Annotated in this window: 15 protein-coding genes; 6 read left to right on the forward strand and 9 right to left on the reverse strand. The window is 70.3% G+C overall.

The window, feature by feature from the left end:
* Positions 1-340: 340 nt before the first annotated feature.
* On the reverse strand, positions 341-1,312 hold the full coding sequence (locus tag ACIBF5_RS00665) for a heme o synthase (protein WP_396806656.1): 972 nt from the start codon (positions 1,310-1,312) through the stop codon (positions 341-343).
* Positions 1,313-1,581: 269 nt separating this feature from the next.
* Between ACIBF5_RS00665 and tkt the strand changes: the two genes are divergently transcribed.
* Genes tkt through pgl form a run of 6 tightly spaced genes read left to right on the forward strand, consistent with a single transcriptional unit; the run spans position 1,582 to position 9,953 of the window.
* A complete protein-coding gene (gene tkt, locus ACIBF5_RS00670; protein WP_396806658.1) occupies positions 1,582-3,720 on the forward strand; it encodes a transketolase in 2,139 nt (712 codons plus the stop codon).
* A gap of 14 nt (positions 3,721-3,734) precedes the next feature.
* A complete protein-coding gene (gene tal / locus ACIBF5_RS00675; protein ID WP_396806660.1) occupies positions 3,735-4,913 on the forward strand; it encodes a transaldolase in 1,179 nt (392 codons plus the stop codon).
* Positions 4,910-6,556 (forward strand): glucose-6-phosphate isomerase, encoded by a 1,647-nt coding sequence (locus ACIBF5_RS00680; protein WP_396806662.1) that lies wholly within the window; start codon positions 4,910-4,912, stop codon positions 6,554-6,556. The genes tal and ACIBF5_RS00680 overlap by 4 nt, the downstream gene beginning before the upstream one ends.
* A 1-nt stretch (position 6,557) precedes the next feature.
* Positions 6,558-8,105, forward strand: coding sequence for a glucose-6-phosphate dehydrogenase (gene zwf / locus ACIBF5_RS00685; RefSeq protein ID WP_396806664.1), 1,548 nt, complete (start codon positions 6,558-6,560; stop codon positions 8,103-8,105).
* A 43-nt stretch (positions 8,106-8,148) separates the two neighbouring features.
* Positions 8,149-9,189, forward strand: a complete 1,041-nt coding sequence (locus tag ACIBF5_RS00690) for a glucose-6-phosphate dehydrogenase assembly protein OpcA (protein WP_396806666.1) — start codon at positions 8,149-8,151, stop codon at positions 9,187-9,189.
* Positions 9,186-9,953, forward strand: a complete 768-nt coding sequence (gene pgl / locus ACIBF5_RS00695) for a 6-phosphogluconolactonase (RefSeq protein ID WP_396806668.1) — start codon at positions 9,186-9,188, stop codon at positions 9,951-9,953. The genes ACIBF5_RS00690 and pgl overlap by 4 nt, the downstream gene beginning before the upstream one ends.
* 74 nt (positions 9,954-10,027) lie before the next feature.
* Here pgl and ACIBF5_RS00700 read toward each other — a convergent pair whose 3' ends face one another.
* The 8 genes from ACIBF5_RS00700 to rapZ all read right to left on the reverse strand — a co-directional run bounded on the left by ACIBF5_RS00700 (position 10,028) and on the right by rapZ (position 17,048).
* Positions 10,028-10,372 carry an RNA polymerase-binding protein RbpA gene (locus ACIBF5_RS00700; RefSeq protein ID WP_396806670.1) on the reverse strand — a complete coding sequence of 115 codons (345 nt, stop codon included), beginning with the start codon at positions 10,370-10,372 and terminating at the stop codon, positions 10,028-10,030.
* A gap of 137 nt (positions 10,373-10,509) precedes the next feature.
* The gene (secG, locus tag ACIBF5_RS00705; RefSeq protein WP_121155430.1) at positions 10,510-10,767 is read right to left on the reverse strand and encodes a preprotein translocase subunit SecG; all 258 of its coding nucleotides are present in this window, start codon (positions 10,765-10,767) and stop codon (positions 10,510-10,512) included.
* Between the two features lie 48 nt (positions 10,768-10,815).
* A complete protein-coding gene (gene tpiA / locus ACIBF5_RS00710) occupies positions 10,816-11,613 on the reverse strand; it encodes a triose-phosphate isomerase (protein WP_396806672.1) in 798 nt (265 codons plus the stop codon).
* Positions 11,613-12,812: a phosphoglycerate kinase gene (locus tag ACIBF5_RS00715; RefSeq protein ID WP_396806674.1), complete on the reverse strand. Its 1,200-nt coding sequence runs from the start codon at positions 12,810-12,812 to the stop codon at positions 11,613-11,615. The genes tpiA and ACIBF5_RS00715 overlap by 1 nt, the downstream gene beginning before the upstream one ends.
* Entirely contained in the window at positions 12,809-13,813 is a 1,005-nt protein-coding gene (gap, locus tag ACIBF5_RS00720; protein WP_396806676.1) for a type I glyceraldehyde-3-phosphate dehydrogenase, read from the reverse strand. The genes ACIBF5_RS00715 and gap overlap by 4 nt, the downstream gene beginning before the upstream one ends.
* A 302-nt stretch (positions 13,814-14,115) precedes the next feature.
* A complete protein-coding gene (gene whiA, locus ACIBF5_RS00725; RefSeq protein ID WP_396806678.1) occupies positions 14,116-15,096 on the reverse strand; it encodes a DNA-binding protein WhiA in 981 nt (326 codons plus the stop codon).
* A gap of 51 nt (positions 15,097-15,147) precedes the next feature.
* Positions 15,148-16,128 carry a uridine diphosphate-N-acetylglucosamine-binding protein YvcK gene (gene yvcK, locus ACIBF5_RS00730; protein WP_396806680.1) on the reverse strand — a complete coding sequence of 327 codons (981 nt, stop codon included), beginning with the start codon at positions 16,126-16,128 and terminating at the stop codon, positions 15,148-15,150.
* Complete coding sequence (gene rapZ / locus ACIBF5_RS00735; RefSeq protein ID WP_396806682.1) at positions 16,125-17,048, reverse strand: RNase adapter RapZ; 924 nt, start codon at positions 17,046-17,048, stop codon at positions 16,125-16,127. The genes yvcK and rapZ overlap by 4 nt, the downstream gene beginning before the upstream one ends.
* Positions 17,049-17,483 lie beyond the last annotated feature (435 nt).

A 17,483-nucleotide genomic window follows, 5' to 3' on the forward strand; every position in this document is an offset into this window, starting at 1 on the left:
CCTAAGCAGAGGCGACCTGGAGCGCCTCCCGGTTGTCAGGATTTTGTGATGACAGTTACCTCTCCACTTAAGGAGAAGCACAGGTGGTTTATGCCCATTTATCCGTTATACATGCTCATCATTGGCGGACAAATCGGGACGACTCACGTTTACCCTTGAGTCGACCCGACTCACCTCGATGCCAGGGCGTTTCCCGACATAAAGCGTCAGATGAGATTCAATCGGCTCGATTTGCTTCAGTTATGCTGATCGATTATCCAAAGACGGCGGAGAGACAGCCGGAACCGGGTCGGCACACCACCACGACCCGGATGACGCGTACGACTCAGACGCGTACGACTCAGATCAGCGCGTCGAGCGCGACCGCGACGCAGAGGATCGTCAGGTAGGTCGTCGACCAGTGGAACAGCCGCATCGGCTTGAGCGGCTCACCCCGCCGGGCCCGTCCCTCAAGGCGGTGCGCCTCAAGGAGGAAGACGGCACCGGTCACCACGGCGGTGATGCCGTAGATCGGGCCGAGGCCGAACTCCGCCCCCGCCGGCCAGGCCGCCAGCGACGTGGCCACGGTCAGCCAGGAGAAGATCACGATCTCCAGGTTGACCCGACGGACCGAGGCCACCACCGGCAGCATCGGAATTCCGGCCCGCGCGTAGTCGTCCTTGTACTTGATGGCGAGCGCGTAGAAGTGCGGCATCTGCCAGAAGAAGACCAGCCCGAACAGCGCCCACGCGGCCGGCGGCAACGACCCGGTGACCGCGGCCCAGCCGATCAGCACCGGCGCCGCCCCGCAGATCCCGCCCCAGAACGTGTTCTGCGACGTGGTCCGCTTCAGCCACATGGTGTAGACCAGGTCGTAGTAGGCGATCGCGCCAAGGGTGATGGCCGTGGCGAGCCAGTTGGTGAAGACCGCCATCAGGACGACCGACACCACCGCCAGCGTCAGGCCGAAAATCAGCGCGTTGCGCGGCGCCACCGTGTGAGTCGGCAGCGGACGTCGCTTCGTACGCCGCATCAACTGGTCGATGTCGCGGTCGATGTAGCAGTTCAACGCGTTCGCCGCGCCCGCGGCGAGCGAGCCACCGACAAGCACCACGACGATCAGCCAGAGCGACCCCAGACCCTTTGCCGCGAGCATCATCGCCGGCACGGTCGTGATCAGCAGCAGCTCGACGATCCGGGGCTTGGTGAGCGACACGTACGCCCGCACCACCGCGCCGATGTCACTGCCACGAACGGTCGAGCCGGCGGGCACATCTCCCGCCGGACTCCCGCCAGGGGTGGTGGCGACCGGGCGCTCGGTGATCGTGCTCACGGATTGCCACCTTCCGGCATCGAGGCGGGAGATCGGATTCGGCAGCGACCGGGCCGGGTCAGCACGCCGACCGACAGCCTACGCGTCGCCCTTTTGGCTGACCGGGCGACCCGTCAAGGGTGCGGGCGGTCACATCTCCATGACGCGCTCGAACAACCGAATCAGCCTGGTCGAGAGTATCGGCATCTGGATCCCCGGGCGCACGTTTAGCCCGGGTCGCTAGGGTCATCCCAGAGGGTTCCGACCACTGCCTAGGAGCACAAACCATCGTGGCTGCCAAACGACCCGCGTCATCTCCGCTGAACTGGTCCGACCTCGACCGTCGGGCCGTCGATACCGTCCGAGTGTTGGCCATGGATGCCGTCGAGAAATCCGGCAACGGTCACCCGGGCACGGCGATGAGCCTCGCGCCCGCCGCGTATCTGCTGTTCAACCGCCTGCTGAAGCACGACCCGTCCGACGCCGCATGGCCGGGTCGGGACCGGTTCGTGCTCTCCGCCGGACACTCCAGCCTCACTCTCTACATCCAGCTGTACCTCAGCGGATACGGCCTGAGCCTGGACGACCTGAAGTCGCTGCGCCAGTGGGGATCACTCACCCCGGGCCACCCCGAGCACGGTCACACCGTCGGCGTCGAGACCACCACCGGGCCCCTCGGCCAGGGGCTGGGCAACGCGGTCGGAATGGCGATGGCCGCGCGGCGTGAGCGGGGCCTGCTCGACCCCGACGCGGAGCCCGGCCAGTCCGTCTTCGACCACCACATCTGGTGCATCGCCTCCGACGGCGACATCGAGGAGGGCATCAGCCACGAGGCGAGCGCCCTGGCCGCACACCAGAAGCTCGGCAACCTCGTACTGATCTACGACGACAACGAGATCTCCATCGAGGACGACACCCGGATCGCGAAGAGCGAGGACGTCGCCGCCCGGTACGCCGCGTACGGCTGGCACGTGCAGACCGTCGACTGGCGGGCCGGCGACGCCGACCAGGGCGACTACCACGAGGACGTGGAGGCGCTCCACGCGGCGCTGAACGCCGCCAAGGAGGTCACCGACCGGCCGTCGTTCATCGCGCTGCGCACCATCATCGGCTGGCCCGCGCCGAACAAGAAGAACACCGGCAAGATCCACGGCTCCGCGCTCGGTGCCGACGAGACCGCCGCGACCAAGAAGATCCTCGGCTTCGACCCGGCGCAGAGCTTCGCCGTCGACCCGGAGGTGCTGGCCCACGCGCGCGGCACGCTGGAGCGCGGCCAGGCGGCACACGCCGAGTGGAACACGGCGTACCAGGCATGGGCGGAGGCGAACCCGGAGCGCAAGGCGCTGCACGACCGGCTCTCCACCCGTACGCTGCCCACCGGCTGGACCGACGCGCTGCCGACCTGGCCGGCGGACGCCAAGGGCGTCGCCACCCGGGCCGCCTCGGGCAAGGTGCTGGAGGCGCTCGCCCCGGTGCTGCCCGAACTGTGGGGCGGCTCGGCCGACCTGGCCGAGAGCAACAACACCACGATGAAGGGCGAGCCGTCGTTCATCCCGGCCGAGTACGCGACCAAGGACTTCCCGGGTCACGAGTATGGCCGGACGCTGCACTTCGGCATCCGTGAGCACGCCATGGGTGCGATCCTCAACGGCATCGCGCTGCACGGCGGCACCCGCCCCTACGGCGGCACCTTCCTCGTCTTCAGCGACTACATGCGCCCGTCGGTCCGGCTTGCCGCGCTGATGAAGCTGCCGGTGGTCTACGTCTGGACGCACGACTCGATCGGCCTCGGCGAGGACGGCCCGACCCACCAGCCGGTCGAACACCTCTCCGCGCTGCGTGCCATTCCCGGCCTCGACGTGATCCGCCCGGCGGACGCCAACGAGACCGCGTGGGCCTGGCGTCAGGCGCTCACCAACACCGACCGGCCGGCCGCGCTGGCGCTCAGCCGGCAGCCGCTGCCGACGGTGGACCGTGAGACGCTCGCCTCCGCCGAGGGTGTCGCCAAGGGCGGTTACGTCCTGGCCGAGGCGTCCACCGCGCAGCCCGCGGTCATCCTCATCGGCACCGGCTCCGAGGTGCAGCTCTGCCTCACCGCCCGGGACCGCCTCGAAGCCGCCGGCACGCCCACGCGGGTCGTGTCGATGCCCTGCCAGGAGTGGTTCCGGGAGCAGGACTCGGCGTACCGCGAGTCGGTGCTGCCGCGTGGCGTACGGGCCCGGGTCAGTGTCGAGGCCGGCATCGCCATGTCCTGGCGGGACCTGGTCGGCGACCTGGGCGAGACGGTGAGCCTGGAGCACTACGGCGCCAGCGCCCCGCACACCGTGCTTTTCGAGCAGTTCGGCTTTACTCCCGACCACATCGTCGCCGCCGCTCACGCGTCGCTGGCGAAGGTCGGCGAGATCACTGGCTCCACCACCGGTAACTGAGAGAAGGTCAGCACATGACGGACAGGTTGGGTGAGCTCAGCGCGGCGGGCGTCGCGGTTTGGCTCGATGATCTTTCAAGGGTGCGGCTCAGCTCCGGCGGGCTGGACCAGCTCCGCCGGGAGAAGCACATGGTCGGTGTCACCACGAACCCGACCATCTTCGCCAAGGCACTGAGCGACGCCGACGAGTACAACTGGCAGCTTCGTGACCTCGCCCTGCGCGGCGTGGCCGTGGAAGAGGCCGTACGGATGCTCACCACGTACGACGTGCGCTGGGCGTCCGACGTGATGCGGCCCGCGTACGACAGCTCCGACGGTGTCGACGGCCGGGTGTCGATCGAGGTCGACCCGCGGCTGGCGTACGAGACCGAGAAGACCGTGGCCGAGGCGAAGTCCCTCTGGTGGCTGGTCGACCGGCCGAACCTCTACATCAAGATCCCGGCGACCGAGGCCGGCCTGCCGGCGATCACCGCCACCCTCGCCGAGGGGATCAGCGTGAACGTGACGCTGATCTTCGGTCTCGACCGCTACTCGCAGGTGATGGAGGCCTTCCTCCTCGGTCTGGAGCAGGCGAAGGCGAACGGGCACGACCTCTCCAAGATCGGATCGGTCGCCTCGTTCTTCGTCTCCCGGGTCGACTCCGAGATCGACAAGCGGCTTGAGAAGATCGGCTCCGCCGAGGCGAAGGCGCTCAAGGGCAAGGCGGCGATCGCCAACGCCCAGCTCGCCTACGAGCGCTACTCGGAGGTCTTCTCCACCGACCGCTGGCGTGCGCTCGCCGACGCTGGCGCCCACCCGCAGCGCCCGCTCTGGGCCTCCACCTCGACGAAGAACCCGGACTACCGTGACACGATCTACGTCGAGGAACTGATCGCTCCCGGTACGGTCAACACCATGCCGGAGTCGGTCATCCACGCGTACGCCGACCACGGCGAGACCCGGGGCGACACCATCACCGGCTCGTACGAGGCCGCCCGGAAGGTCCTCACCGACCTGATCGCGGTCGGCGTCGACTTCGACGACGTGATCAACACGCTGGAGCGCGAGGGCGTCGAGAAGTTCGAGGCGAGCTGGGAAGAGTTGCTCGAAGGCGTACGCAAGTCGCTCACCGCGGCGGCCACCGGAGCCAACCACCCCAACCAGGCGGCCCAGGGCAACGCCGCAGCCGCCCAGCAGGCGGGGGGCAACGCGTGACCCAGGACCTGGGGAGCGCCGAGGCGGCGGCCGGACTCACGGTCTACGGCGCGGAGGCCATCGACGCCTCCGCGCCCGGCTCCACCCGCACCGCCCTGGTCGCCGACGACGCACCGCGCCGGTTGGCCAGCAAGGACGCCACGCTCTGGGGGCCGGACGCCGAGGCCGAGGCCGCCGTCCGGCTCGGCTGGGTGGACACCCACCAGCGCAGCCGTGAACTCCTCCCCCAACTCGCCGAGCTCAAGGCCGAACTGGCCGACCTCGACCACGTGGTGCTGGCCGGCATGGGCGGCTCGTCACTGGCCCCCGAGGTGATCACCCGTACCCTCGGCAAGCCGCTGACCGTCCTCGACACCACCGACCCCGGTCAGGTCCGTGCCGCCCTCGGCGACCGGCTCCTCCAGACCGTCGTCGTGGTCGCAAGCAAGTCCGGCTCGACGGTGGAGACCGACAGCCACCGCCGGGCGTACTGGCAGGCGTTCCTCGACGCGGGACTGACCGAGGCGGAAGCCGGCCGGCACTTCGTGATCGTCACCGACCCCGGTTCGCCGCTGGTCGAGACCGCCAACGAGATGGGCGCCTTCGTGCTCCTCGCCGACCCCAACGTCGGCGGCCGCTACTCGGCGCTCACCGCGTTCGGGCTCGTTCCCTCGGCACTGGCCGGGGTCGAGGTGGCCGAACTGCTCGACCAGGCCGAGGAGTTCTCCGCCACCCTCGGCGGAGACAAGGAGAACCCGGCGCTCGCGCTCGGTGCCGCACTCGGCACCGCCGCCACCGGCGGCCAGGACAAGGTCGCGCTGATCTCCGACGGCACCGGCATCGAAGGGCTCGGCGACTGGGCCGAGCAGCTCATCGCCGAGTCCACCGGCAAGGCCGGTGTCGGCATCCTGCCCGTGGTGGTCGAATCGCCGCAGGCGCCCGGCGCCACCGGTGCGGACGTGCTCACCGTGACCTACGGTGGCGCGCTCGCCCCCGGGGCCAACCCCGGCGGCGGGATCACGCCCCAGCTCGCCGTGAACGGCCCACTCGGCGCGCAGTTCCTGGCCTGGGAGTACGCGACCGCGCTGGCCGGGGTGGTGCTCGGCATCGACCCGTTCGACCAGCCGAACGTCACCGAGTCCAAGGAGAACACCAACCGGCTGCTCTCCGGCGGCCTGCCGGACGAAACACCGTCCTTCACCATCGGCGCGGTCGAGGTCTACGCCCCCGCCGGTGCCCCGGACGATCTGGCCGGTGTGCTCCGCTGGCTGACCGACGGGCTCGGCCCGGACGGCTACCTGGCCGCGATGGCGTACCTCGACCGGTTCGGCGACGCCGACGCGGCCGAGCTGCGCCCGCTGCTCGCCGAGGTCTCCGGGCGCCCGGTCACCTTCGGCTGGGGACCCCGGTTCCTGCACTCCACCGGCCAGTACCACAAGGGCGGTCCGCAGGTCGGCTCCTACCTCCAGATCACCGGCGCGGTCGCCGACGACCTGCCGGTGCCGGGTAAGCCGTACACCTTCGGTGAGTTGCAGGCGGCCCAGGCGGCCGGCGACCGGCAGGCCCTGGCGGGCCGGAAGCGGCCGGTGCTCCGGCTGCACCTGACCGACCGGGCTGCCGGTGTGGCGCAACTGCTCGACGCGGTCCGAGAGCTGCGGGGCTGAGATGAGCCCGGGGCTGAGTAAGGAAGGAGGCGCTGTGAACCCGCTGCGCGATCCGCAGGACCGGCGGCTGCCGCGCATCCCGGAGCCGTGCGCTCTGGTGATCTTTGGTGTGACCGGGGACCTGGCCCAGAAGAAGCTGCTCCCGGCCGTGTACGACCTGGCCAACCGAGGGCTGCTGCCGCCGGGCTTCGTGGTCCTCGGTTTCGCTCGCCGGGACTGGGGCGACGGTGACTTCGAGTCGCTCGCGTACCAGGCGGCGCGCAAGGGCGCCCGGACCCCGTGGCGGGAGGAGGTCTGGTCCCGGCTGGCCGGCAACATCAAGTTCGTCGGCGGCTCGTTCGACGACGACGAGGCCTTCGACAGCCTGGCCACGACCCTGGACGAACTGCGTTCCACGCACGGCATCACCGGCAACGCGGCGTTCTACTTCTCCATCCCACCGGCCGCGTTCCCGGTGGTGCTGAAGCAGCTCGCCCGTACCGGAATGGCGGACAACGGCAAGTCCGGCGGCTGGCGCCGGGTGGTGGTGGAGAAGCCGTTCGGCTCCGACCTCCGGTCGGCGAAGTCGCTCAACGACCTGGTCGACGACGTCTTCACCCGGGACGACGTGTTCCGCATCGACCACTACCTGGGCAAGGAAACCGTCCAGAACATCATGGCGCTGCGGTTCGCGAACAACCTGTTCGAACCGCTCTGGAACTCCAAGTACGTCGACTCGGTGCAGATCACCATGGCCGAGGACGTCGGCATCGGCTCCCGGGCCGGTTTCTACGACCACGCCGGCGCCGCCCGCGACGTACTCCAGAACCACCTGCTGCAACTGCTCGCCCTGGTGGCGATGGAGGAGCCGACCAGCTTCGACGCCGCCGAGATCCGGGCCGAGAAGCTCAAGGTGCTGCGGGCCATCACCATCCCGAAGGACGTCTCGACCGGCACCGTACGCGGGCAGTACCTGCCCGGTTGGGTGGCCGGCCAGCGCGCGGTCGGTTATCTGGACGAGAAGGACATCCCGCCGGACTCGACCACCGAGACGTACGTGGCCGTACGGCTCGGGATCCAGAACCGCCGTTGGGCCGAGGTGCCGTTCTACATCCGGGCCGGGAAGCGTCTGCCCCGCCGGGTCACCGAAGTGGCGATCATGTTCAAGCGGGCACCTCACCTGCCGTTCGGCGCCACCGACGTGGAGATGCTCGGCAACAACCAGCTCGTCGTACGGGTCCAGCCGGACGAGGGCGTGGTGCTGAAGTTCGGCGCCAAGGTCCCCGGCACGACCATGGAGGTCCGCGACATCGCGATGGACTTCCAGTACGGCGAGGCGTTCACCGAGTCCAGCCCGGAGGCGTACGAGCGGCTCGTACTCGACGTGCTCATCGGCGACCGGACGCTCTTCCCGGACGCGGCCGAGGTGGAACAGAGCTGGCAGGTGATCGACCCGTTGGAGACGGCCTGGCAGGAGACGAAGCCGGAGCCGTACCGGGCCGGCGAGTGGGGCCCTCGGGCGGCCGACGAGATGCTGGCCCGCGAGGGCCGGGCATGGCGGCGGGCGTGAGCGGGCGGACCAGCGGGCGCAGCGAGCAGACCAGGAGGCTCCTTTGATCGGCCTATGGGACACCACCGGGAACGAGGTGGTGAAGGCGTTGGCCGCCGAGCGGCGCAGCGCGGGCGGGGTGGCCAGCGGCATGGCGCTCACGCTGATCGTGGTGGTGGACGAGAAACGGGTCCGCGAGGCCGAGGCCGCCGCGACCATCGCCGCGGCGGCGCACCCGTGCCGGCTGCTGGTCGTGGTCCGTTCGGACGTCGAGCGGGAGCAGAGCCGGCTGGACGCCGAGATCGTGGTCGGCGGCCGGCTCGGCCCCTGTGAGGCCGTCGTGATGCGGATGTACGGTCGGCTCGCGCTGCACGCCGAGTCGGTGGTGATGCCGCTGCTGGTGCCGGACGTACCGGTGGTCACCTGGTGGCACAGTGAGCCGCCGGCCCAGATCGCCAACGATTTCCTCGGCGTCGTCGCGGACCGGCGGATCACCGACGCCGCACAGGCGATCAACCCGATCGACGCGCTGCGCCAGCGGGCCCAGGACTACGCGCCGGGCGACACCGACCTGGCCTGGACCCGGATCACCCCGTGGCGCACCCTGGTCGCGGGCGCGTTCGACACCACCGCGGCCCGGGTCACCGACGCCACGGTGGTGGCGCCGAAGGCCGACCCGACCGCCGCCCTGATGCTCGGCTGGCTCGCCGCTCGGCTCGGCATCAAGCCGCGCCTGCAGGAGACCACCGAGCACGCCCGGATGCGTTCGGTGGAGCTGCTCTGCGCCAACGGCGACCACCTGGTGCTCACCCGGGAAAACAACATGGCGACCTTCGAACGGACCGGGCAGGCCGACCGGCAGCTTCCGCTGACCCGTCGACCCCTCGGCGACGAGCTGGCGGAGGAGTTGCGTCGGCTCGACGCCGACCAGGTCTACGCCGAGGCGCTGAGCGCGACCACCGGTCTCGGTGGTCTCGACCTGCGGCCGGCTCAGCGGGTGCACATCTGGAAGGACCCGACGCCGCCCCGCCGACCGGCCGCTCCGGCGGCCTCCGGTGGTGCGAAGAGCCACGCACCGGTCGCACCGGGTGGATCCGCGAAGTGAGCGAAACCGTCGTAGAGGTACACGCCGACCCGTCCGTCGTGGCCCAGGTGGTCGCGGCGCGGTTGGTGGTCAAGCTGATCGACGCGCAGTCCGAGCGTGGTACGGCGGGGGTGGTGCTGACCGGCGGCCGGATCGCCGGCGCGGTCTTCCTCGCCGTACGGGACCTGCCGGCCCGGGACGCGGTGGACTGGTCCCGGGTCGACGTGTGGTGGGGTGACGAGCGGTTCCTGCCGACAGGACACCCGGAACGCAACGAGACCCAGGCCCGGGCGGCTCTCCTGGACCACCTGCCGTTGGACCCGGCCCGGATCCACCCGATGCCGGCCTCGGACGGCCCGGACGGGGACGACCCGGAGGCGGGTGCGGCCCGGTACGCGCAGACCCTGGCCGCGGCGGCCCCCGGTACGGCCACCCTGCCCCATTTCGACGTGCTGATGCTGGGGGTGGGCGAGGACGGCCACGTCGCCTCGGTCTTCCCGGAGCACCCGGTGGGTTACGAGACCCGGCCGGTCAGCGCCGTACGGGGCAGCCCGAAGCCGCCACCGATCCGGGTCACGCTCACCCTGCCCGCGATCAATACGGCCGAGGAGGTCTGGCTCGTGGCGGGCGGGGCCGACAAGGCGGGGGCGGTGGGGATGGCTCTGGCCGGTGCCGGGGCGCTCCAGTTGCCGGCGGCGGGTGTACACGGGGTGGAACGCACCCGGTGGGTGTTGGACCGGGCGGCGGCAGCGGAGGTCAAGCCGACGTTCCGCAGCCTGCGCTGAGTACGAAGCCCGGCGGGCCCGATGGTTGATCCATCGGGCCCGCCGGGTTTTTCACGCCTCGGGCCTTGGCTGGTTCAGATCTCCCCGCGACGGCGTCGTAGCGCGGCCAGGGCCTCGTCGAGCAGGGCGGCCCCGTCGGCGTCGCTACGCCGCTCTTTCACGTACGCCAGGTGGGACTTGTGTGGCTCGGCGCGGAGCGGACCCGGCGGGTTCTGCGCGTCCTGCCCGGCCGGTTGACCGCAGCGAGGGCAGTCCCAGGTCTCGGGCGGTGCCACCTCGGCCGCCAGCAGGATCTCGACGGTGTGCCGGTTGACGCACCAGTAGGTGACCGGCCGGCGGGGTGCCGGTTCTGTCCGGCCGGTCGGACGGGCCGGCACGGCACCGACCCGGGTGCCACGGATGGCGCTGTTGTTGTGCACGGCTGCTCGCTCCTGTCGTCCGAGCGGGACCGCCGCCGGGTACGGCGACGGCGTGGTGCGACGCGGTGCGGCAAAACGGCTGCGCGCGGCCCGTGGGCACGGGCCGCGCGCAGGTGTGGCAACTTTCTAAAGGCAGGTCAGCTGGCCATCGCGAGCTTGAGCCAGAGGCCCAGGCCGACAATGCAGGCAAACCAGACAACGCCCACCAGAACCGTGTAACGGTCGAGGTTCTTCTCCGCCACCGACGAACCGGCCAGGCTGGAGCTCACCCCACCGCCGAACATGCTCGACAACCCGCCACCCTTGCCGCGGTGCAGCAGGATCAGCATGGTGAGGAGCACACTCGTGATGACCAGCAACACGATCAACGTGTATGCGAACTGGATCGGAAGCATGGTAAGGGTCAGTCCTCTCGTGACGGGCCCGTCAAGAATAGCGGCCGGCTATGCGGTGACGTGCTCCGGGAACCGGCAGATTTTCGCGAACTCCTCCGCGTCCAGGCTCGCCCCGCCGACCAGAGCGCCGTCGACGTCCGGCTGCCCCATGATCGCCGCGACGTTGGAGGACTTCACCGAGCCGCCGTAGAGGATCCGGATCTGCTCCGCCGTAGCCCTACCGAACGTCTCCGCCACCCGCTCACGAACCGCCCCGCACACCTCCTGGGCGTTCTCCGGGGTCGCCGTCTTGCCCGTGCCGATCGCCCAGACCGGCTCGTACGCGACCACGATCTGCGCCACCTGCTCCGCCGTGAGCCCCTGCAGGGCCGCGTCGAGCTGGTCGCAGCAGTGCACGACGTGGCGGGACTCCTCGCGGACGTCCAGCCCTTCCCCGATGCAGAGGATCGGCGTCATCTCGCTGCCGAGTGCCGCCACCACCTTCGCGTTGACCACGATGTCGTCCTCGTGGTGGTAGGCCCGCCGCTCGGAGTGGCCGACCACCACGTACTGGCAACCGAGCTTGCTCAGCATCGGCCCGGAGATGTCCCCGGTGTAGGCCCCCGGCGGGTACGGCGACAGATCCTGTGCGCCGTACCCGATGAGCAGCTTGTCCCCCTCGATCGCCGTCTGCACGCTGCGCAGCGAGGTGAACGGGGGCAGGACGACCGTCTCGACGTCCGTGAGCTGCTGGACGTTGAGACGGAAGGCCAGTTCCTGGATCAGCTTGTTGGCCTCGAAGTGATTCAGGTTCATCTTCCAGTTGCCGGCCATCAGCGGCCGACGTACGGGAGCTGCTGCGGCCATCACTTCTCCAGGGCGGCGATACCGGGGAGGGTCTTGCCCTCCAGGTACTCCAGCGAGGCACCCCCGCCGGTCGAGATGTGACCAAACGACGACTCGTCCAGCCCGAGCGCACGCACCGCGGCGGCCGAGTCACCGCCGCCGACCACCGTGAACCCGTTGACCGCGGTGATCGCCTCGGCGACCCCCCGGGTGCCCGCCGCGAACGCCGGCATCTCGAACACACCCATCGGGCCGTTCCAGAAGACCGTCTTGGCGCCGCTGATCACCTCGGCGAAGGCCGCCACCGTACGCGGACCGACGTCCAGCCCGAGCCGGTTCTGCGGAATCGAGTCCGCCGGCACCGTCTCGTGCGTGGCGTCCGGCGCGAACGCCGTCGCGGCGACCACGTCGAGCGGGAGCACGATCTTGCCGTTGGCGCGGGCCAGCAGGTCCCGGCAGGTGTCGACCATCTCCTCCTCTAGCAGCGAGGTGCCGACCCCGTGGCCCTGGGCCTTGAGGAAGGTGAAGCACATCCCGCCACCGATGAGCAGGTGGTCCACCGTCGGCAGCAGCGCCTCGATCACGGCGAGCTTGTCGCTGACCTTCGAACCGCCGAGCACCACCACGTACGGCCGGTCCGGCTCTCCGGTCAACCGGGAGAGGACCTCCACCTCACGCAGGACCAGCCGACCGGCGACGTGCGGCAGACGGGCCGGCACGTCGAAGACGCTGGCGTGCTTGCGGTGCACCGCGCCGAACGCGTCGTCCACGTACGCCTCGGCGAACCCGGCGAGCTGGTCGGCGAACGCGCCCCGCTCGGCCTCGTCCTTGCTGGTCTCCCCCGGGTTGAACCGCAGGTTCTCCAGCAGCACCAGTTCACCGGCGACGAGCGACTCGACCGCGCCCCGGGCGGACTCGCCCACGGTGTCGGTCGCGAAGGTCACCGGCGAGCCGAGCAGCTCGGCCAGCCGGGTGCCCACCGGCGCCAGGCTGTACTGCGGATCCGGCGCGCCCTTCGGCCGCCCCAGGTGCGAGCAGACGATGATCGCCGCGCCCGCGTCCCGCAGCGTGGTCAGGGTCGGCAGCACCGCCCGGATCCGGCCGTCGTCGGTGATCGCCCCGGTGGCCTTGTCCAGGGGTACGTTCAGGTCGGCGCGTACGAGCACCCGCCGACCTGACACCCCCTCGGCCAGCAGATCGTCGAGGGTACCGATGCTCACAGCGAGGAACCCACCAGCTTGACCAGGTCGACGAGGCGGTTCGAGTAACCCCACTCGTTGTCGTACCAGCCGACGACCTTGACCTGGTTGCCGATCACCTTGGTCAGACCGGCGTCGAAGATGCAGGAGGCCGGGTCGGTGACGATGTCGCTGGAGACGATCTCGTCCTCGGTGTAGACCAGGATGCCCTTGAGCGCGCCCTCGGCAGCCGCCTTGATCGCCGCGTTGACCTCGTCCACCGAGGTCTCACGGGTGGCGGTGAAGGTCAGGTCGGTGGCCGAGCCGGTCGGGATCGGCACCCGCAGCGCGAAGCCGTCGAGCTTGCCCTTCAGCTCCGGCAGCACCAGGCCGATCGCCTTGGCGGCACCGGTCGAGGTCGGCACGATGTTGAGCGCGGCGGCGCGGGCCCGGCGGAGGTCCTTGTGCGGTCCGTCCTGGAGGTTCTGGTCCTGGGTGTAGGCGTGGATCGTGGTCATCAGACCCTTCTCGATCCCCACCGTGTCGCTGAGCACCTTCGCCATCGGCGCGAGACAGTTCGTGGTGCACGAGGCGTTCGAGATGATGTTGTGCTTGGCCGGGTCGTACTGGTCGTGGTTGACGCCCATCACGACCGTGACGTCCTCGTTCTTCGCCGGGGCGGAGATGATGACCTTCTTGGCGCCACCGTCGATGTGCGCCTTGGCCTTGGTCGCGTCGGTGAAGAAGCCGGTCGACTCGATCACCACGTCGGCGCCGAGGTCGCCCCACGGCAGCTTGCTCGGGTCCTTCTCGGAGAACGCCTTGAAGGTCTGCCCACCGACGGTGATCTCGTCGGCGGTCGCCTTCGCCTCGTGCGGCAGGCGGCCGAGGATGCTGTCGTACTTGAGCAGGTGCGCCAGCGTGGCGTTGTCGGTCAGGTCGTTCGCGCCGACCAGTTCGATGTCGGCGCCCGAGGCGAGCACCGCACGGAAGAAGTTGCGGCCGATTCGGCCAAAGCCGTTGATGCCAACCCGGATGGTCACAGGCCCATCTCCTCGCAGTCTGGTCCGGCGGCGTTCAGCCCGATCGCCGTCGGAGGTGTGCGCGCCGACCGCAGGAGTCGGCCGCCGATAGTGATCGGCCACCCCGCCGCGGTCCGAGGACCTGACCGCCCGAGGCGGTGAATACGGCGCGGATAACCGGTTCCGGCCCCGTCGCCGTACGCTGGGTACCTTATCCGAGCGAACCCTCCCGCGTTGCGTCGGGGCGTAAACCCACCACCTTCGGGCGACGATCCGGGGACTGTCGAAGTGAGACAGCACACGCGGGACGCCCGGCCGGCCGTTCAGACGGCCAACATGTCCGGCGTGACCGCCGCTTCGGTATCGGGAATGCCCAGGTCACGGGCACGCTTGTCGGCCAGAGCCAGCAACCGCCGGATCCGCCCGGCGATCGCGTCCTTGGTCAGTGGAGGGTCGGCCAGCGCGCCCAACTCCTCCAGGGACGCCTGGCGGTGCTCCAGGCGCAACTGCCCGGCCGAGGTGAGGTGGTTGGGTGCCTCCTCGGCAAGGATCTCCAGCGCCCGGGTCACCCGGGCGGCGGCGGCCACCGCCGCGCGGGCCGAGCGGCGCAGGTTGGCGTCGTCGAAATTGGCCAGTCGGTTGGCGGTCGCCCGCACCTCGCGGCGTACCCGACGCTCTTCCCAGGCCAGCACGCTGGAGTGGGCGCCGACCCGGGTGAGCAGGGCGGCGATCGCGTCCCCGTCCTTGACCACCACCCGGTCGACCCCACGCACCTCGCGGGCCTTCGCGGTGATCCCGATCCGGCGGGCCGCCCCGACCAGGGCGAGTGCCGACTCCGGACCGGGACAGGTGATCTCCAGCGCGGACGAGCGGCCCGGCTCGGTCAACGAGCCGTGGGCCATGAACGCGCCCCGCCAGGCGGCCACCGCGCAGCAGACGTTCGCCGCCACCACGTGCGGCGGCAGGCCGCGCACCGGACGGCCCCGGACGTCGAGCAGCCCGGTCTGGCGGGCGAGTGCCTCGCCGTCCTTGACCACCCGGACGATGTAGTGGCTGCCCTTGCGCAGGCCACCGGAGGCGAGCACGTGAATCTCGCTCGGGTAGCCGTACACCTCCGCGATCTCGCGCCGCAACCGCCGGGCGACCGCGCCGGTGTCCAGCTCCGCCTCGACCACCACCCGTCCGGAGACGATGTGCAGGCCGCCCGCGAACCGCAGCAGGGCGGCCATCTCCGCCCGGCGGCAGCAGGGTTTGGGCACGTCGACCCGGCTCAGCTCGTCCTTGACCGCAGCCGTCATCGCCATTGTCGTCACCTCGTGGCCGGTTCCGGCGTGATGCCGGTGATTCGTACGTGCTTAACGATTGGCACCCAGGACAGGCACCAGCGCGGCTCCCAGTGCGGCAGGATCATGTCGTGGACTGCCGTCCTCGACCGCCACCGGTGCGACCACCAGCCGCGCACCCAGCGATTCTGCCGCACGATGGACCGGTTCGGGGTCACCTACCGCTTTCCCGTCGGCGATAACCAGGTCGACCCGCAGTTCCGGCAGGTACCACCGGAGCGCGGCGAGGTGGTCGGCGACCGAGAGACCGAGTGTTTCCTGCTCCGCCGCCAGGTTCAGGGTGATCAGCCGGCGGGCCGGGCTGGCGACGATCGCGGCGGCCAGCTCCGGCACCAGCAGGTGCGGGATCACGCTGGTGTACCAGCTTCCCGGGCCGAAGATCAGCCAGTCCGCCTCGCGTACCGCCGCCACCGCCTCGGGGCAGGCGCGGGGACCGGTCGGGGTGAGCCGTACGGACTCGACCCGCCCCTGGGTCACCGCCACCGCGTGCTGGCCGCGTACGGTCCGCAGCTCGTCGGGGCAGGCCGGGTCCGCGCCGCGTACCCGGGCCTCGATCTCGACCTGCTGGCACGACATCGGCAGCACCCGCCCGACCGCGCCGAGCATGGCACCGGCGTGGTCGAGCGCGACCACCGGGTCGCCGAGCTGCTCCATCAGGCCGAGCAGCACCAGGTTGCCGACAGCGTGTCCGGCCAGCGGGTCCGGGCCCGAGAGGCGGGCGCCGTTGCCGTGGGCGAAGCGGTGCTGGAACAGTTCGGCGCTGCGTCGGGTGGCCGGCTGCTCGTCGGCCAGGGCGACCAGGGCCTGTCGGAGGTCGCCCGGCGGCAGTGCGCCGCGTTCGGCACGGAGCCGGCCACTGGAACCGCCGTCGTCGCCGACGGTGACGACAGCGGTGATGTCGAGTTCGAGGTCGGGCGTGCAGCGACGCAGGGCTCGCAGCGACGCGGCGAGCCCGTGGCCACCGCCGAACGCGACGACCTTGATCGCTGTCACTCGCGGCCCAGGTCGCGGTGCTGGGCGTTGGCGGCCAGCCGGGCCTGCCGCAACCGGCTGGAGAGCTCCTCCGCGATCGCCACGCTGCGGTGCTTGCCGCCGGTACAGCCGACCGCCACGGTCAGGTACCGCTTGCCCTCCCGCTCGAAACCGGGCGCGGTCGCGTTGATCAGACGGGCGTACGTCTCGACGAAGGTCACCGCACCGCGCTGACCGAGCACGTATCGGCTCACCGCTTCCTCCCGACCGTTGTGTTCCCGCAATTCCGGCACCCAGTATGGATTAGGCAGGAACCGGGCGTCGAGGACGAAGTCCGCGTCCGGGGGTAGGCCGTACTTGAAGCCGAAGGAGAGCACGGTCACCTTGAGCCGGCGGGCGTCCTCACCACCGAAGAGTTCCTCCACCCGGCTGCGAAGCTGGTTGACGTTGAGATGACTGGTATCGATGATCACGTCGGCCTGCTCGCGGGCCTCCTCCAGCAGGCCACGCTCGACCGCGATGCCGTCGGCGAGCCGCCCGTCCCCCTGGAGCGGGTGCGAGCGCCGGACGCTCTCGAACCGCCGGATCAGGACCTCGTCGTCGGCGTCGACGAAGACCACCCGGGGCTGGAAGCCCCGATCCTTGAGTGCCCGGATCGCGCCGGCCAGGTCGGTCGAGAAGGCGCGGCTACGTACGTCGAGCACCATCGCCGTCTGTCGGGTGGTCCCGCCGGCCTTGAAAGCCAGCTCGGCCATATCCAGCATGAGCGCCTGCGGCAGGTTGTCCACCACGTAGAAGCCGACGTTCTCCAGCGCTCGGGCGACCGTGCTGCGGCCTCCGCCGGAGACCCCGGTCACCACGACCAGGTCGGTCTCGGACCGGCTGGGCTCCGTCGCGCTCTCGTCCGCGCGCGAGCCGTGCGCGCCGCCGCGCTCGCTCACCTGTTCCCCCCAAGCCGCGTGCGCCGGACGGCCGCTCTTCGGTCGGGTCCGTGTGTGCGGGATCGATGTATGGTCACCAGCCACCGTCCCAGGCCGCCGAGCCCCCGTCCGTGGGGGTGCCCGTGGCAGAGGCAGAGGATCGGTGTCGCTATCACGTAGTTGTCAACGACGAAGACCCGTACTCTATCCGGCCTGCTGGCTCGCAACTCCCACCGGGTTGCGCGGGTGGTGTGTGAAGGTGACCGGGGCGACCTGCCCGGCCCACATCGAGAAGGTCCGGACCGGTCTGCCGCCACGCGCCGCGCGGGAGTGGTCGGCGGTACGGATCCCGAGACGTAACGCTGCCCTCAGAACGGGTGCCTCGATTGTTCGAGGCGCCCGTTTTTGTCTGCGCAGGACCGGAATGAGCGAGCCACCCAAATTGCGCTGTGAATC

This window comes from Micromonospora sp. NPDC050417 (genome assembly GCF_044458865.1).
GTDB lineage: Bacteria > Actinomycetota > Actinomycetes > Mycobacteriales > Micromonosporaceae > Micromonospora_G.